Annotated in this window: 17 protein-coding genes and 1 tRNA gene; 16 read left to right on the top strand and 2 right to left on the bottom strand. The window is 42.4% G+C overall.

What is annotated here, in order from left to right; genetic code table 11:
• Positions 1-31 precede the first annotated feature (31 nt).
• From IYQ92_RS06610 to IYQ92_RS06575, 8 genes are all read left to right on the top strand, one after another.
• Positions 32-1,639, top strand: coding sequence for a CTP synthase (locus tag IYQ92_RS06610; RefSeq protein ID WP_195675936.1), 1,608 nt, complete (start codon positions 32-34; stop codon positions 1,637-1,639).
• Between the two features lie 73 nt (positions 1,640-1,712).
• Positions 1,713-2,639: an alpha/beta hydrolase gene (locus IYQ92_RS06605; RefSeq protein WP_195675935.1), complete on the top strand. Its 927-nt coding sequence runs from the start codon at positions 1,713-1,715 to the stop codon at positions 2,637-2,639.
• A 46-nt stretch (positions 2,640-2,685) separates the two neighbouring features.
• Positions 2,686-2,771, top strand: a tRNA-Leu gene (locus tag IYQ92_RS06600).
• A gap of 144 nt (positions 2,772-2,915) precedes the next feature.
• Complete coding sequence (locus IYQ92_RS06595; protein WP_195675934.1) at positions 2,916-3,362, top strand: dUTP diphosphatase; 447 nt, start codon at positions 2,916-2,918, stop codon at positions 3,360-3,362.
• 66 nt (positions 3,363-3,428) lie between these two features.
• On the top strand, positions 3,429-4,790 hold the full coding sequence (gene radA, locus IYQ92_RS06590) for a DNA repair protein RadA (protein ID WP_195675933.1): 1,362 nt from the start codon (positions 3,429-3,431) through the stop codon (positions 4,788-4,790).
• Between the two features lie 122 nt (positions 4,791-4,912).
• Positions 4,913-5,413: a beta-class carbonic anhydrase gene (locus IYQ92_RS06585; protein WP_195675932.1), complete on the top strand. Its 501-nt coding sequence runs from the start codon at positions 4,913-4,915 to the stop codon at positions 5,411-5,413.
• A 148-nt stretch (positions 5,414-5,561) separates the two neighbouring features.
• Positions 5,562-6,011, top strand: coding sequence for a LytTR family DNA-binding domain-containing protein (locus tag IYQ92_RS06580; protein WP_195675931.1), 450 nt, complete (start codon positions 5,562-5,564; stop codon positions 6,009-6,011).
• 4 nt (positions 6,012-6,015) lie between these two features.
• Positions 6,016-6,666 carry a LiaF transmembrane domain-containing protein gene (locus tag IYQ92_RS06575; protein ID WP_195675930.1) on the top strand — a complete coding sequence of 217 codons (651 nt, stop codon included), beginning with the start codon at positions 6,016-6,018 and terminating at the stop codon, positions 6,664-6,666.
• A gap of 53 nt (positions 6,667-6,719) precedes the next feature.
• Here the strand turns inward: IYQ92_RS06575 and IYQ92_RS06570 are convergent, their stop codons facing one another.
• Both IYQ92_RS06570 and IYQ92_RS06565 read right to left on the bottom strand, forming a co-directional pair.
• Positions 6,720-8,414: an oleate hydratase gene (locus IYQ92_RS06570; protein WP_195675929.1), complete on the bottom strand. Its 1,695-nt coding sequence runs from the start codon at positions 8,412-8,414 to the stop codon at positions 6,720-6,722.
• Positions 8,415-8,426: 12 nt separating this feature from the next.
• Complete coding sequence (locus IYQ92_RS06565; RefSeq protein ID WP_195675928.1) at positions 8,427-8,564, bottom strand: hypothetical protein; 138 nt, start codon at positions 8,562-8,564, stop codon at positions 8,427-8,429.
• Positions 8,565-9,351: 787 nt separating this feature from the next.
• Here IYQ92_RS06565 and gltX point away from each other — a divergent pair.
• The 8 genes from gltX (at position 9,352) to rpmB (ending at position 17,664) form a co-directional block, all read left to right on the top strand.
• Positions 9,352-10,806, top strand: a complete 1,455-nt coding sequence (gene gltX, locus IYQ92_RS06560; protein ID WP_195675927.1) for a glutamate--tRNA ligase — start codon at positions 9,352-9,354, stop codon at positions 10,804-10,806.
• A 252-nt stretch (positions 10,807-11,058) separates the two neighbouring features.
• Positions 11,059-12,249, top strand: a complete 1,191-nt coding sequence (locus IYQ92_RS06555) for an argininosuccinate synthase (RefSeq protein ID WP_195675926.1) — start codon at positions 11,059-11,061, stop codon at positions 12,247-12,249.
• A 763-nt stretch (positions 12,250-13,012) separates the two neighbouring features.
• Entirely contained in the window at positions 13,013-14,407 is a 1,395-nt protein-coding gene (gene argH / locus IYQ92_RS06550) for an argininosuccinate lyase (protein ID WP_195675925.1), read from the top strand.
• Between the two features lie 125 nt (positions 14,408-14,532).
• Positions 14,533-15,414 carry a class II fructose-bisphosphate aldolase gene (locus IYQ92_RS06545; RefSeq protein WP_195675924.1) on the top strand — a complete coding sequence of 294 codons (882 nt, stop codon included), beginning with the start codon at positions 14,533-14,535 and terminating at the stop codon, positions 15,412-15,414.
• Between the two features lie 581 nt (positions 15,415-15,995).
• Positions 15,996-16,475 carry a transposase gene (locus IYQ92_RS10305; RefSeq protein ID WP_324253065.1) on the top strand — a complete coding sequence of 160 codons (480 nt, stop codon included), beginning with the start codon at positions 15,996-15,998 and terminating at the stop codon, positions 16,473-16,475.
• 152 nt (positions 16,476-16,627) lie between these two features.
• On the top strand, positions 16,628-16,765 hold the full coding sequence (locus IYQ92_RS10300; protein WP_229311334.1) for a hypothetical protein: 138 nt from the start codon (positions 16,628-16,630) through the stop codon (positions 16,763-16,765).
• A 24-nt stretch (positions 16,766-16,789) separates the two neighbouring features.
• Positions 16,790-17,194: a transposase gene (locus IYQ92_RS10295; protein WP_229311333.1), complete on the top strand. Its 405-nt coding sequence runs from the start codon at positions 16,790-16,792 to the stop codon at positions 17,192-17,194.
• 281 nt (positions 17,195-17,475) lie between these two features.
• On the top strand, positions 17,476-17,664 hold the full coding sequence (gene rpmB, locus IYQ92_RS06535) for a 50S ribosomal protein L28 (RefSeq protein WP_195675923.1): 189 nt from the start codon (positions 17,476-17,478) through the stop codon (positions 17,662-17,664).
• Positions 17,665-17,691: the final 27 nt, after the last annotated feature.

Raw genomic sequence — 17,691 nt, 5'->3', positions numbered from 1 at the left:
ATTTTAAAGTCTTAAAAATAAGGAGTTTTTGATGACAAAGTACATTTTTGTAACGGGTGGTGTGGTTTCTTCTATTGGTAAAGGGATTGTAGCGGCAAGTCTTGGTCGCCTTTTGAAAAATCGTGGATTGAAAGTTACTATCCAAAAATTTGACCCATACATCAACATTGACCCAGGTACAATGAGCCCTTACCAACACGGTGAAGTTTACGTGACTGATGATGGTGCTGAAACTGACCTTGACCTTGGTCACTACGAACGTTTCATCGACATCAATTTGAACAAATACTCAAACGTCACAACTGGTAAAATCTACGATGAAGTTCTTAAAAAAGAACGTCGTGGGGAATACCTTGGTGCAACTGTTCAGGTTATCCCACATATCACAAACGCTTTGAAAGAAAAAATCAAACGTGCCGCAACAACAACTGACTCAGATGTCATCATCACAGAAGTTGGTGGTACTGTTGGTGATATCGAATCACTTCCATTCCTTGAAGCTTTGCGTCAAATGAAGGCTGATGTGGGTTCAGACAACGTGATGTATATCCATACAACACTTCTTCCATACCTTAAAGCTGCCGGAGAAATGAAAACTAAACCAACACAACACTCTGTTAAAGAATTGCGTGGCCTTGGTATTCAACCAAACATGTTGGTCATTCGTACAGAACAACCTGCTGGTCAAGGTATCAAGAATAAATTGGCTCAATTCTGTGATGTGGATCCAGAAGCCGTTATCGAGTCTCTTGACGTAGATCACATTTACCAAATTCCGCTTAACATGCAAGCGCAAAATATGGACCAAATCGTTTGTGACCATTTGAAGATTGATGCGCCTAAAGCTGACATGACAGAATGGTCTGCGATGGTTGACAAGGTCATGAATCTTAAGAAACAAGTTAAGATTGCTTTGGTTGGTAAATACGTTGAGTTGCCAGATGCTTATCTTTCAGTCGTTGAAGCTCTTAAACACTCAGGTTACGTTAATGATGTGGCGATTGACCTTAAATGGGTTAATGCTGCAGAAGTGACTGCTGACAATATTGCAGAGCAAGTCGGTGATGCTGATGGGATTATCGTGCCTGGTGGCTTTGGTCAACGTGGTACTGAAGGCAAAATCGAAGCAATCCGTTATGCACGTGAAAATGATGTGCCAATGCTTGGTATCTGTCTTGGTATGCAGTTGACCTGCGTGGAGTATGCGCGTAATGTGCTTAATCTTGCAGGTGCCAACTCAGCCGAATTGGACCCAGAAACACCATACCCAATCATCGATATCATGCGTGACCAAATCGACATCGAAGACATGGGTGGGACACTTCGTCTTGGACTTTACCCATGTAAGTTGAAAGTCGGCTCAAAAGCTGCGGCAGCTTATAACAATCAAGAAGTGGTTCAACGCCGTCACCGTCACCGTTACGAATTTAACACTAAATTCCGTGAACAATTTGAAGCAGCAGGCTTTGTCTTCTCAGGTGTTTCACCAGACAACCGCTTGATGGAAGTTGTTGAATTGCCAGAGAAAAAATTCTTCGTGGCTGCGCAATACCACCCAGAACTGCATTCACGTCCAAACCGTCCTGAAGAACTTTACACTGCCTTTATTACAGCAGCAGTTGAAAATGCAGGAATCTAATTAGACACATTCCCTGAACCGTCTCATGTAAGGCGGTTTTGTTTTTTGGGAAAAGTAAGGTATAATAATTGTCATGAAAAAGATTAGATTATCAAAAGTGTTAAAATGGGTATTTCTCATTGTGTTTGCTATTTCGGTGGTAGCCAGTTTTTATTTTTTCCATGTCGCTCAGGTGCGTGAAGAAAAATCCTTTATCAATAATAGTCAGTTGAAGCAGGATAATCCTCTTTACAGCTACGCGAAGAATTTTGACCAGCTTTCTAAGAAAACAATGGAAATGACTAACCAGAGTTTAAAACAGGTTGCCTGGTATATCCCTGCGGCTGAGAAGACTGACAAGACAGTTGTGGTGATTCATGGTTTTTCCAATAGCAAAGAAAATATGAAGGCTTACGGCTGGCTCTTCCATAAATTGGGCTACAATGTCCTCATGCCAGACAATATTGCTCATGGTAAGAGCCAAGGGCAGTTGATTGGTTATGGCTGGAATGACCGCTTAAATGTTGTCAAATGGGCAGAGCTCTTAGTTGATCAAAATACATCCAGCCAAATTACTCTCTTTGGAGTGTCAATGGGTGCTGCAACCGTCATGATGGCTAGCGGTGAAAAATTGCCAAACCAAGTGGTCAATATCATTGAAGATTGTGGTTATACTAGTGTTTGGGATGAATTGAAATTCCAAGCTAAGGAAATGTATGGATTGCCTGCTTTCCCAATTCTTTATGAGGTTTCGGTTATTTCAAAAGTACGTGCCGGTTTTTCTTATGGGCAAGCAAGTAGTGTAAACCAATTAGCTAAGAACAATTTACCAGTTTTCTTTATTCATGGTGATAAAGACACCTTTGTTCCGACAAAGATGGTCTATGAAAACTATGCAGCAACAAAAGGCAAAAAAGAGCTTTATATTGCTAAGGGAGCAGGTCATGCCAAGTCTTTTGAGACAGATCCTGTAACCTACGAAAAGAAAATTTCAAGTTTTTTGAAAAAATATGAAAAATAGTGTTGACAGCGACATGATATCTTGATATAATTTATCATGTTGTTAGGCGGGGATGGCGGAATTGGCAGACGCGCAAGACTAAGGATCTTGTGACCGTTTTTGGTCGTGAGGGTTCAAGTCCCTCTCTCCGCAGAGTAGCCGAGTTCATTGGAACTCGGCTTTTTGCTTGCTTATTTTACGTGGCAAACAATACTGGTTTCGCAGATTTGCGAGACTGTTCTAGTGCATGTTATAATGAGTACTCAAATGAGCTTTTAAAATCAAAAGGAGATTGAGATGTCTAAAATTCGTGGATTTGAATTGGTGTCAACATTTGAAGGGCAGGATTTATTGCCTAAACGTGAAACAGCTCATGCAGCTGGTTATGATTTGAAGGTGGCGGTTGAGACCGTTATTGCCCCTGGTGAGATTAAGCTGGTTTCGACAGGTGTCAAGGCTTATATGCAGGCTGGTGAGGTGCTTTACCTCTATGACCGTTCGTCAAATCCTCGTAAAAAAGGCTTGGTTTTGATTAACTCGGTTGGTGTTATCGATGGGGATTACTATGGTAATGAAGCCAATGAAGGTCATATTTTTGCGCAGATGAAAAATATTACTGACGAGCCTGTGGTTCTTGAAGTTGGTGAGCGTATTGTTCAGGCTGTTTTTGCCCCGTTTTTGATTGCGGACGGCGACGAGGCAACTGGTGTTCGTATAGGTGGTTTCGGAAGTACTGGAAAATAGAAAGCTAGCGCTAGCCATTTTCCAAAATAAAAATGAATAATAAAATGAAGGCTAGAGGAGGTTTGGATGGCTAAAAAGAAATCGAATTTTGTCTGTCAAGAGTGTGGCTATCAATCGCCAAAATATTTGGGGCGCTGTCCCAATTGCTCGTCTTGGTCTTCTTTTGTGGAAGAAGTTGAGGTTCAGGAGGTTAAGAATGCGCGTGTCAGCTTGACAGGTGAGAAGACAAAACCGACGAAACTCAAGGACGTGTCCTCCATCAACTACGCTCGCACCAAGACTGATATGGATGAATTCAACCGTGTCTTGGGTGGGGGCGTTGTCCCAGGAAGTCTAGTCTTGATTGGTGGAGACCCTGGTATTGGGAAGTCGACTTTGTTGTTGCAAGTATCGACTCAGCTGGCAAATAAAGGCACGGTTCTCTATGTTTCTGGGGAAGAATCGGCAGAGCAGATTAAGTTGCGTAGTGAGCGTCTAGGTGATATTGACAACGAGTTTTATCTTTATGCTGAGACTAATATGCAAAATATCCGTGCAGAGATTGAGAAAATCCAGCCAGATTTCTTGATTATTGACTCTATTCAGACCATCATGAGTCCTGAGGTGTCTAGCGTGCAGGGATCGGTTAGTCAGGTTCGTGAGGTAACAGCGGAGCTTATGCAGCTGGCTAAGACTAATAATATTGCCACCTTCATTGTTGGGCATGTGACCAAGGAAGGGACGCTTGCTGGTCCTCGTATGTTGGAACACATGGTGGACACGGTGCTTTATTTTGAAGGAGAACGTCATCACACCTTTCGTATTCTGCGCGCGGTCAAGAACCGTTTTGGCTCAACCAACGAGATTGGGATTTTTGAGATGCAGTCGGGTGGTTTGGTTGAGGTGCTCAATCCCAGTCAGGTCTTCTTGGAGGAGCGCTTAGATGGGGCGACAGGCTCTGCTATTGTGGTAACCATGGAAGGGACTCGTCCTATCTTGGCTGAGGTTCAGGCCTTGGTAACGCCGACGGTTTTTGGAAATGCTAAGCGCACCACAACGGGTCTTGATTTTAACCGCGTCAGCTTGATTATGGCTGTTTTGGAGAAACGTTGTGGGCTCTTACTTCAAAATCAAGATGCCTACCTTAAGTCAGCGGGTGGGGTTAAATTGGATGAGCCAGCTATTGACTTGGCAGTAGCGGTAGCTATTGCGTCCAGCTACAAAGAAATGCCAACTAATCCGCAAGAATCTTTTATCGGTGAGATTGGGCTGACTGGTGAGATTCGTCGGGTGACGCGGATTGAGCAACGTATCAACGAGGCTAGCAAACTAGGTTTTACCAAGGTTTATGCCCCCAAAAATTCTCTGGTTGGTATCGAAATTCCTGGAGGGATTGAAGTGATTGGGGTATCAACAGTCGGTGAAGTGCTCAAACGTGTCTTTTCATAGCATCTCAAGGCTTGGTAAATGCCAAGCCTTTTTTGTGACAGCGCTTCTTGAAAATGGTAAGATAATAGCAACCTTAGCTTGATAATCAAAGGATTATCCTTGCTTGACTTGAGGAGGCAATCATGTCATATTTTGAACAGTTTATGAAGGCTAATGCAGCCTATGTGGATTTGCATGGGACGGCGCATCTGCCCATCAAACCAAAGACGCGGGTGGCGATTGTGACTTGCATGGATTCGCGCTTGCACGTGGCTCAGGCGCTCGGCTTGGCCTTGGGTGATGCTCACATCTTGCGGAATGCGGGTGGGCGTGTGACTGATGATATGTTGCGGTCGCTCGTCATTTCTCAGCAGCAGATGGGAACGCGTGAAATTGTGGTGCTTCACCATACGGATTGCGGTGCGCAGACCTTTACAAATGAAGCTTTTGCGGAACAGCTGGCGCGTGATTTGGGGGTCGACGTGGCAGAGCAAGATTTTCTACCCTTCACTGACGTGGTTGAGAGCGTCAAAGAAGATGTCCAGCTCTTGCGTCAATCGCCTCTGATTCCAGATGATGTAGTCATCAATGGAGCTTATTACGATGTTGATACTGGCAAGATTATAGCAGTCACGGAAGCATGAAGAGTTAGATATGAAAGCAGGCGCTTTGCCTGTTTTTTATTTTCCACGGAATCGATAACCACTTACTGGCAGAATGTGACCACTTAGGGGAAAGGTCTTGTTTCTCAAAATGGCTCTGCTATAATGTTAACAAAGAGAGGGAGAGTGGATGGTTACAATCAAGATTGAGATGGCTGACCGACTGTCGGAGGTGGAAATTCTTATTCGAACCCCGCAGTTGACCGATGAAGTCCTTGCCATACAGCAATTGTTGGCGCAGGCTGGAAAACCAACTTTGGCATTTTACAAGGACAGCAGCGAATATTTTATCGATGTTAATGAGGTCCTGTTTTTTGAAACGGATGGCAGTAAGATTTATGGGCATACTAGGCAGGATGCCTACGAGGTCAAGTTGAAGCTTTATGAACTGGATGAGTATTTGCCCAGAACCTTTTGTCGGATTTCCAAATCTGCCATCGTTAACATCAAATCGATTTACTCCTTAGACAAATCTTTCTCGGGTTCTAGTCGGATACGTTTTAACGACACCAAGAAAGAGGTTTATGTTTCGAGACGTTATTATCATTTATTAAAAGAAAAATTACAGGAATTGAGGTAAGAAAATGAAAAAATCAATTTTAGGGGTAGCACTGATTGCCCTAGCGGGCGTGCTTATTTTCCAAGGGCAACTCGGCTTAGCGGAGCTGCCTCTGTGGCCGATGCTTGGGACCTTGGTCTTTGCTTATTTGACCCTGCATAGCTTGTTGGATGGTAATTGGGGCAGTGCGATTTTTCTGGGTGGTGTGACCTTTATCATTTTAAATTCAGTCTATGACTGGGTTACTTTGTCACTGTGGACCATGTTTGTAGCAGCTGGTTTGGTGGCTGTCGGTGTTGATTTACTGGTCAAACCTAAGCGTCGATTGGTGACCGTCACTGGAAAATTTAGCGACAGCGATAAGGATGTCAGCTTTGGTAGTTCAAATCTCTACATCAATGAGTCTGACTTCACCTACGCCAAACGTGAAGTGGCTTTTGGCAATGCCAATATCTACTTTGACCAATCTGAAATAGCTGGTGACAGTGCGACTTTTGAAGTCGAAGTCGGCTTTGGTAATATGAAACTGTTTGTCCCTTCAGACTGGAAAGTCTTGTCATCTGTTGAAAGTTCATTTGCAGCAGTCAAAGTGCCACAAAATTTGAATGAAACTCATAAAACCCTCTATCTCCAAGGAGAAGTTGCCTTCGGACATTTGGAAGTGATTTATTTATAAAATGAAACACCCTTTGGCAATTTAGTCGAAGGGTGTTTCGTTAGTCATCGAAGTTATTCAAACATTTTCTTAGCTGCACGGAGCAGAGTTTTAATATCTTTATCGTAGCGTGGGGTTGGAACCAGGTGGGACATTGGGATGCCTGCAAAGTGGTAGGCTGCGATTTCACCAGAGCGGACGGCGCTGTTTTCAGTGAAAATCATTTGGTAAGGTTGTTCAACAAATTCACCAGTGAAGGCAAGGTTAGTTGAGTTCTTAGGAATAACTTTTGGTCGGTCAGTTTTGGCGCGGTTATTGAAGAGAGCGGAAGCGTATGGCATGTAAACTGGGATACAGTTGATGACGCTGTCCATGATGGCTTCTTCTTTGGTATTGATATTGATTGGACCTGGGTCAACTTTTGACAATTGTCCAAGAAGTTCTTGAAGCATTTCTTTACCAGTCATTTCGATGTAAGGTTTATCGACAAATTCACCGTGGCGGCGTGGGTAGAGGAAGTAGCCCCAAAGAACGGTTTCGTTAGGTTGTTGGCTAGTGAAGTGGGGTTGATGATGAACCACGATAGACATGGTCACATCTTTTTGACCAAGAGGCGTTACAGCACCGTCAGAAATGAAGGAATTAAGGGCGTTACCAGGTTCTTGAGTGGTAATACGGGTAATCTCATTGAGAAGGGTGTGGTCCTTGGTTGTAAGGGTAAAGCTAACCCATTCGCTGGCATCGCGGTCGGCAAAGAATTTATCGGCATTACCGAGATTGTAGAAGTGCTCAGTTGCTTTCTTCCAAAGTCCTGAAGCAGCACCGTAGTCCATATTTTCTGGAGCTGGCGTGTTGAAGTCACCGAGGGTTGCTGAGTCGGTGATAGAACCGTTGGTGAAGATAACAGCTGTGTCGTCGTCAATGGCTACCAATTCTTCTTCGCCAGTTTCGGTGTTGGTCATGTGAAGTCCAGTAACAGTGATTTCATCTTGCATCTTGCTGTCTTTGAATTCCCAGTCAGTTACCAAACGATTGAGGACGATGTGGCAACCTTGTTCTTTCAAGTAATTAACCAAAGGAAGCATGATGCTTTCGTATTGATTGTAGCGCGTGCGATTGACACCAACCAAGTGTTCGATTTGCGTAAATTCGTAAATCATTTGATGCATGTAACGGCGTAGTTCTTGAGCAGAACTACGAGTGCGGAAGGCAAAAGTCGTTTCCCACATGTACCAGAAGTTAGTTTCAAAGAACTCAGGATTATCCTTGAAGAAGTCAGCGATAGTCACATTATCAAGATTTTCTTCCTCAGAGTCGGGCATCATGATGAGCTGGGTTAAGAGCTTGCGACTGGTGCCGTTGAGACCGAGTTTGCCACCGTCGATGATACCAAGGCCTTTGGCCAATAGCCGAGCTTTGTCGTAAGTCCGATGGGCTGAGTCGAATTGACGAGTGTCCTCAGCAGCAGTGAGACCGGGCTCTGTAGCGGATGGAATACGGTCAAGCAGGTCCATCAAGTCCACATAAGTGCGGTAGTTGAGCATGCGCCCACCACGAGCAATATAACCTGTTTGATTTTCCATAGGATGGTTTTTGTTCCAGTATTCATCAGTTGTGGCTCTAGTTGGTGCACCGTCATTGGCACCGTGGTCATCTAGAGCATAGAAAGTGATTTGGTCACCTTTCCACTTGCCTTCTTGAATAAGGTAAACAGCGGCAGCCATATTTGACAAACCAGCCCCGATCATAATCGCTTTTTTCTTTTGCATGGTCTTATCCTCCTAGTTCAAGGTAGAGTCGAATTCATCGTAGAGCTCTTTATCGCTTTTGAAAAATTCGGTTTTTTTCGCTAAATAAGCAAGTTCTAGAAGGGCTCCTAAGCCTAGTCCGAGACCTGTTTTCAAGAGACATTTTTTCATATCAATGACCTTCTTTCTAAATATACCTGTATTATAGTCCCCTCAAATGAGATTGCAATTCCCAAAAGTGGTTTTTGTACAAACGTTTGCAAACTGTGCTGGAAGCGCCTTGATTTTTGTAAGAAGGAGGCGGATAATGGTAGCGTGGGTGGTTATGTAGCATCGCGTGATGGCATCTAGTAGAGTAGCGCCTGCCAGCTTGTTTCGTTTAGCAATTCCAGCTAGTAACTGAAATAATTTCCTTTTAGATTATCTTGCTAACACTTGCTGCAGTTTTACGAGAGGTTCTAGCTGTCAGCGATGGTCTGCCCAAGTTTTAGGAACCTTTCTCGTTTGGTAGGCTATTGCTAGCTCTCATGACTATTAGTCGTCGTGGTTGATTGATAGTTGACCTTGGGAAATCAGCCTTAGCCTGTTGACCCGACAACGCGCAGATAGGAGGATACAGTCAAAAAGATGGTCTTTCCCAATCTTGTTCTGACCTCTGTAAGCACGACAAACGCATGAAGAAACTATTGATTTCAGAAAACTATTTTTCATAAATTTTGAGTTATTTTTTATAAAATAGTACTATAATGTACTCGGAAACGGGTACTGTTGAATGAAAAAATCTAGATATCTCGATAATTTTCAAGAAAATTTCATATAAAATACACACGATGAAAATTTAAGTTGTGCACATTTTCTTCATGCGTTTGTCGTGCTCTTTAAGTGATTTTTATTGGATTTTACTTATTTAGTGGTATAATATTAAAGATTGAATAATTATATTTACAGGAGAAATGCATTGGCTAACAAAATTCGTGTGCGTTATGCACCAAGTCCAACTGGATTGTTACACATCGGTAATGCGCGTACTGCGCTTTTCAACTATCTCTACGCACGTCATCACGGTGGTGATTTTATCATTCGTATCGAAGATACTGACCGTAAACGTCACGTTGAAGATGGTGAACGTTCACAGCTTGAAAACCTTAAATGGTTGGGAATGGATTGGGATGAAAGCCCACAAACCCATGAACGCTACCGTCAGTCAGAACGCCTTGACCTTTACCAAAAATACATTGACCAACTTTTGGCAGAAGGTAAAGCCTACAAATCTTACGTGACCGAAGAAGAATTGGCTGCTGAGCGTGAACGTCAAGAAGCCGCTGGTGAAACACCTCGCTACATCAACGAATACCTTGGCATGTCTGAAGCCGAAAAAGCAGCTTACATCGCTGAACGTGAAGCAGCTGGTATTGTGCCAACGGTTCGTATCGCAGTGAACGAAGCTGGTATCTACAAATGGACTGATATCGTTAAAGGCGACATCGAGTTTGAAGGTGGCAACATCGGTGGTGACTGGGTTATTCAAAAACGTGACGGTTACCCAACTTACAACTTCGCCGTTGTTATAGATGACCACGATATGCAAATTTCACACGTTATCCGTGGAGATGACCACATTGCCAATACACCCAAACAGCTCATGGTTTATGAGGCTCTTGGTTGGGAAGCGCCAGCCTTTGGACACATGACTCTTATCATCAATTCTGAAACTGGTAAGAAGTTGTCTAAACGCGATACTAACACCCTTCAATTTATCGAAGATTACCGTAAAAAAGGTTACCTTCCAGAAGCGGTCTTCAACTTCATTGCTCTTCTAGGATGGAACCCAGGTGGTGAAGACGAAATCTTCTCACGCGAAGAACTCATCAAACTCTTTGATGAAAATCGTCTCAGCAAATCACCAGCTGCCTTCGACCAGAAGAAACTTGACTGGATGAGTAACGAATACATCAAAAAAGCTGAGCTTTCAACCATCTTTGATATGGCAAAACCATTCTTGGAAGAAGCTGGTCGTTTGACAGATAAAGCTGAAAAAATGGTTGAACTCTACAAACCACAAATGAAATCTGTTGATGAAATCGTGCCATTGACTGACCTCTTCTTCGCTGATTTCCCAGAATTGACCGAAGCCGAAAAAGACTTCATGGCAGGTGAAACCGTGCCGACTGTCCTCAAAGCTTTCCGTGACAAATTGGCAGCCATGTCAGACGAAGATTTCAAATCAGAAAACATCTTCCCACAAATCAAGGCTGTTCAAAAAGAAACAGGCATCAAAGGTAAAAACCTCTTCATGCCAATCCGTATCGCCGTTTCAGGAGAAATGCACGGTCCAGAGTTGCCAGATACCATCTACCTACTCGGTAAAGAGAAATCAATCGAGCATATTGATAACATGCTTGCGCAATTGTAATAGATAAGAAGTCGAGAGTTGTCTCGGCTTTTTTTATTAGTAGCTATTGGAAAATATTCATCATAAATCGTAAATATTATAAGCTAGATTTAGAGTTTTGCTGTAAATATGCAATAAATACGGAATAAAACACAAAAAAACAAAATATTTTTGAATTTTTTTCCAAAAAAGTGTTGACATATAATTTTTAAATAGTATAATTATACACATAAAGTTAATAAAAATAAAAAAGTAAGAAAAGAGAAAAATATTATGTCAAAAGAAAAAGTAATTCTAGCGTATTCCGGTGGTCTTGATACATCAGTCGCAATCACATGGCTTAAAAAAGATTATGATGTTGTTGCGGTTTGTATGGATGTCGGCGAAGGGAAAGACCTTGATTTCATCCATGATAAAGCCTTGACAGTTGGTGCGGTTGAATCTTACGTTTTGGATGTTAAGGATGAATTTGCGGAAGACTACGTTCTTCCAGCTCTTCAAGCTCATGCTATGTATGAGCAAAAATACCCATTGGTATCAGCACTTAGCCGTCCCGTTATTTCTAAAAAATTGGTTGAAATTGCCCACAAAACAGGTGCCACAACAATCGCGCACGGTTGTACTGGTAAGGGAAATGACCAAGTTCGTTTCGAGGTGGCCATCGCTGCGCTTGACCCAGAATTGAAAGTGGTAGCCCCAGTTCGTGAATGGAAGTGGTCTCGTGAAGAAGAAATCAACTACGCTAAAGAAAATGGTGTGCCAGTCCCAGCTGACCTTGACAATCCATACTCAGTTGACCAAAACCTTTGGGGACGCGCCAACGAATGTGGTGTCCTAGAAAACCCATGGAATGAAGCCCCAGAAGAAGCCTTTGGTATCACAAATTCACCAGAAGCTGCACCAAACGAAGCTGAATTCGTTGAAATCACCTTTGAAGCTGGTAAACCAGCTGCCATCAACGGCAAAGAAATGAAATTGGCTGACCTCATCCAAGAACTCAACGTCATTGCTGGTAAACACGGAATCGGACGTATCGACCACGTTGAAAACAGACTTGTCGGTATTAAATCTCGTGAAATCTACGAATGCCCAGGAGCAACTGTTCTCTTGACAGCCCATAAAGAAATCGAAGACATCACCTTGGTACGTGAAGTCTCACACTTCAAACCAATCCTTGAAAATGAATTGTCTAACCTGATTTACAATGCTCTTTGGTTTAGCCCGGCGACAGAAGCAATTATTGCCTACATCAAAGAAACACAAAAAGTTGTTAACGGTACAGCTAAAGTAAAACTTTACAAAGGCTCAGCTAAGGTAGTTGCACGTAAATCACCAAATTCACTCTATGATGAAAACTTGGCAACTTATACATCAGCAGACAGCTTCGACCAAGACGCAGCCGTAGGCTTCATCAAACTATGGGGACTACCAACACAAGTAAACTCACAAGTAAACAACAAATAATTGCGAACGAAGTGAGCCAATCACCGATAGTTTCCGCCGTAATGGAATTATCAGTGACACGTAAGTGTCACTGACAACGGAAAAATTTGGGTAGAAAACGTCCAGTGGACGATTTCTACCTGAGCTTGAAAATTAGGAAGCAAAGGGGGCTCAAGATTAGCAATGGAAGCCGTCCAGGCTTCGCTTGCGTCCACACTACCAACGATACGGAAATTGCAAAATCGATATTATTTTGCAATTGGAGTTAGTAAGGTTGCTAGGCAATCTACAATAGTGGTTGCCGTAGTCTATCAGTGACTTTAGCCGCTAGATAGACTTGCTACGTTAAGGAAACTATTACTAAAAAGAATTTTTGTAAGAAAAACCTTCAGATAAAAGGAGTCAGAGAGCTCCATCTGAAACTCTTTTCTTACACTACCCTATCTCGATAAAGTGCCCAGAGAGACACCTCGAAAAAGCCTGCGGGCTTCATGTCCAGAGAGACATTCAAGAGCTGAGACGACGGTCCCGGCTTTTGTTTAATATTAAGTAAAAGTAACAACTGAACTTGTAGGTAATCTGCGAACGAAGTGAGCTCAAACTGATATTTTCGCCGTAGCGGGATTATCAGTGACAGCGAAGGTGTCACTGATAACGGGATTTTTGAAACTTTAGGCTCAAAAATTAGGAATGAAACTCCGAAGGAGGTGGCTTCCGTCCGAGCTATCTAAGAAAATATCAAAAACAAGTTTTGGATGTTAAAAGTAAGAAAAGAGATAAGATTATGGCAGAAAATCACAAATTATGGGGCGGTCGTTTTGAGGCTGGCCTTGAAAAATGGGTTGAGGAGTTCGGAGCTTCTATCAGTTTTGACCAAAAAATGGCAAAATTTGACATTCAGGGCTCTATTGCTCACGTGACTATGCTTGGTGCGACAGGGATTATCGCTCAAGAAGAAGCAGATACTATTAAGGATGGTCTTGAAAAATTGCTGGCGCAGTACGAAGCAGGACAGCTGGTCTTTGATGTCTCTAACGAAGACATTCACATGAACATTGAAAGCCTCCTAACCGCTGAAATTGGTGCAGTAGCAGGGAAACTCCACACAGCCCGTTCACGTAATGACCAAGTGGCAACCGATATGCACCTATATCTCAAGGACAAATTATCAGAAGTCATTGAAAAATTGGGCAACCTACGTCAATCTTTGGTGACCTTGGCTGATAAGCATGTCTACACCATCATGCCAGGCTACACCCACTTGCAACACGCTCAACCGATTTCATTTGGGCATCACCTCATGGCTTATTACAGTATGTTCACCCGCGACAGCGAGCGTTTTGAGTTCAACGTGAAACATGCGGACATTTCTCCGCTTGGTGCGGCAGCTTTGGCGGGTACAACCTTCCCCATCGACCGTGAACTGACAGCGCAGCTCATGGGCTTTGCCAAACCTTACAGCAACTCACTTGATGCTGTATCTGACCGTGATTTTATCTTAGAATTCTTATCAAATGCCAGCATTCTCATGATGCACATGTCTCGTCTTTGTGAGGAAATCATTAACTGGTGTAGCCACGAGTACCAATTTGTGACTCTGTCAGACACTTTTTCAACAGGCTCATCAATCATGCCTCAGAAGAAAAATCCTGATATGGCGGAGCTTATCCGTGGAAAATCCGGTCGTGTCTACGGCAATTTGATTGGTCTTTTGACGGTTATGAAATCTCTGCCTTTGGCTTATAACAAGGACCTTCAAGAAGACAAGGAAGGTATGTTTGATACAGCTGAGACTATCACTATAGCTATCGACATTTTGGCTGGTATGATTAATACCATGACGGTCAATGACAAGCGCATGGCAGAGTCAACTGAGAAAGACTTTTCAAATGCGACTGAACTAGCAGATTATCTTGCTTCTAAGGGACTTCCTTTCCGTGAAGCCCACGAAATTGTTGGTAAGTTGGTCTTGGAATGCACCAAAGCTGGCTATTATTTGCAGGACGTGTCCCTCGAAAGTTACCAAGAAATTTCTAATTTAATAGAAGAAGATATCTACGAAACGCTCAAATCTCACACAGCAGTAGAACGTCGTAATTCCTTAGGAGGCACAGGATTTGACCAGGTTAAATGGCAAATTGCCAGCGCAAAATCCGACATGAAAACGGCTGGAAAATAAAGTAAGCTATTTTTCATAAGGTTTCTCCCCCATTTTCACTAAAAAACTAGCAATTTATTAAGAATTGTGCTAGAATTAACAATGTAAATGAGCGAAGCTCAAAAAATAAATAGGAGGCCTGACTAATGGCAATCGTTTCAGCAGAAAAATTCGTCCAAGCAGCTCGTGATAACGGCTATGCTGTAGGTGGATTCAACACAAATGACCTTGAATGGACACAAGCTATCTTGCGTGCAGCAGAAGCTAAACAAGCTCCAGTTCTTATCCAAACTTCTATGGGTGCAGCTAAATACATGGGTGGTTACAAACTTTGTAAAGCACTTATCGAAAACCTTGTAGAATCAATGGGTATCACTGTACCAGTTGCTATTCACCTTGACCACGGCCACTTTGAAGATGCATTGGAATGTATCGAAGTTGGTTACACTTCAGTAATGTTCGACGGTTCACACCTTCCAGTTGAAGAAAACCTTAAATTGGCTAAAGAAGTTGTTGAAAAAGCACACGCTAAAGGCATCTCAGTTGAAGCTGAAGTTGGTACAATCGGTGGTGAAGAAGATGGTATCATCGGTGACGGTGAATTGGCACCAATCGAAGATGCTAAAGCTATGGTTGCAACTGGTATTGACTTCTTGGCTGCAGGTATCGGTAACATCCACGGTCCTTACCCAGAAAACTGGAAAGGTCTTCACCTTGATCACTTGCAAAAATTGACTGAAGCTGTTCCAGGCTTCCCAATCGTATTGCACGGTGGATCAGGTATCCCTGACGATCAAATCCAAGCTGCTATCAAACTTGGTGTTGCTAAAGTTAACGTTAACACTGAATGTCAATTGGCATTCTGCAAAGCAACTCGTAACTTTGTAGCAGAATTCAACGCTAACGAAGCAGAATACATGAAGAAAAAACTCTTCGACCCACGTAAATTCTTGAAACCAGGTTTCGATGCAATTACAGTTGCCGTTGAAGAACGTATCGATGTATTTGGTTCAGCAAATAAAGCTTAATCTAGCTTGAAACGTTATTAAATTAAGGTTTATCCGAAAGGATAAGCCTTTTTGATACTTTTGTCCTCACATTTAAAATCGATGAAAAATGTTACTGGTTTAAAGCGTATTAAGTAAGGATAAGCAAAATTATTTTGTCCCTTGTTAGCTGCTTGATTCTAGATTATTTAATGGGTGTATCAATTACGTTAGTCATATTTTTCACATTCTTGGTAACGTGTAGGTAAACCTAGGTCACGTTACTGCTACTAAATGACCAACACACTCTTGAGTTGCCTCTAAATGAAAATAACATTGCAGTCTCGTTGAGGGAGTAGGGGCAATTTTGGAAAATTCTGTCCAAAATATAATAATGAATCAATTCCGAACTCCACTAGATTAGTTATATCAACCGATTTCAGCGTTATAAAAAGAAAAATCGCCACGAAAGAATGGCGATTTTCCCTTTTGTAAGCCTCAGTGAAACGTCAGAGCGTTATAATAGGATTGTAAAAAAATAGCGAGGTCTTACAATAAAAAGTGTAACACAACTCAACCTCTTTGAGGAGACAGAACTAGGTGATTTAGAAAAAATTTTAGCTGTGGTTGATAGCCTTCCTGAGACAGGTCTACTTGAACAGATAGAATCCAAACGTAAAGGAGGGCGTCAAGACTATAGTGTTGAGTCTTACTTTATAGCCTATATTGCCAAATTAGTGCTTCAATTTCAAACTGACAGGCAACTGATTTGTCAACTCAACTGTAACAGTCAGCTATGTCAAATCTGTGGCTTCGAGACTCACTCTGTTACTCTAAAAGATGGGAGCTCCAAGAAAGTCCGTGCCCCATCGGCAGCCAGTTTCTCACGTTTTATGACAGACTTAGAAGCAGTCGTTGACAACTTAGAGGCTTGGGCTAAAACTGCGGTCGCCGTGGTCTATGACAGCTTACCTGGTTTTGGTGTCCATTTGGCCTTAGACGGGAAGTATCTAGACAGTTACGCTAGTTCGTATCAAAAGAATAAGAAAAGACGGGACCACCGCTCTGATTTAGACGCTGATTTCTCCAAGAAAGAGACGTAATTACCTAACGGTCAGGTCTTACCCATTAATCATTTTGGGTATCGTCTCCACTTATTTGCGGATACTAAGTGCGGCTTACCAGTTGATTGGGAAGTGACACCAGCTTCTAAAGGAGAGCCGAGACGACAATTGCCAAAAGGACAATCAGAAACATGAGTCAGACCATTCTTGACAGAGCCAAGTGCCTAATGGCTGATAAAGGTTATAGTGGCAAGCCTCTCCAGACTCTCTTAGAAGAAGCCGCAATTATCCCTATCATTGACAATAAGCACCAGTGGAAAGAGGACTAGCCCAGACAGTATTTAGATACTGATTTGATTGACAATCAGAGTGGCCAAGTTTGGTATGTGGCTGACAATGGCAAAGCGATTGAGTTGGTTTACAAAGGTTACGATAAGTCTTCGGACAGCCTACGTTATGGCTTTCATCCTAAATACAATAATTCTAAGATTTATCGTTTTAAGCGTAGTGTTGAGCCTATTATAGTCACTATCGTAGCTCGTTCCAGTGCTAAGTTTAAGAGACTTTACAAAGAATGGACGAGTATCGAGAGGCTAAATGGGCGATTGGACAGGGATTTTCATTTGGAAAATCACACCATTAGGGGCTTAGCTAAAATGAAAGTAGTTGTCACCATGAGCTTTCTAGTCCTGGTAGGCTTCGCCTTGTACAAGCTCAATCACGGGCAGACGTCACATTTGGCCAGTTGGGTTGTTTAAGTTTAAAAGTTTCCCTTAAGACCAAGGTAGGAATCTGCCCTTTTGGGGAGAACAGTACTCCTTTCAATTCTAAATCACACTGAACAAGGCGATTTGAGCACACCATACTCTTTTTTGATGGTCAAAATGTTCCTCCAAAGAGTGATAGATGGCAAAAAACGGACTTTCGGAATTGATTCATAATAAAAATATATTGCATTACACTGATAGATATGGTATACTATCCTAGTATGTGGTGCTAGCACATCCGTAAATATTGATCAATATAGGAGGAAATTGTATTGGCTAAAGTATGTTACTTCACAGGACGTAAAACAGTTTCTGGTAACAACCGTTCACACGCGATGAACCAAACAAAACGTACTGTTAAACCAAATCTTCAAAAAGTTACTGTTCTTATCGATGGTAAACCAAAAAAAGTTTGGGTTTCAGCTCGTGCGCTTAAATCTGGTAAAGTACAACGCGTATAATAACAAAAAAGGTCCCTCGGGGCAATG

This window comes from Streptococcus sp. HF-1907, assembly GCF_015594605.1.
Classification (GTDB): domain Bacteria; phylum Bacillota; class Bacilli; order Lactobacillales; family Streptococcaceae; genus Streptococcus.
This window is presented reverse-complemented; position numbering and strand designations above follow the sequence as displayed.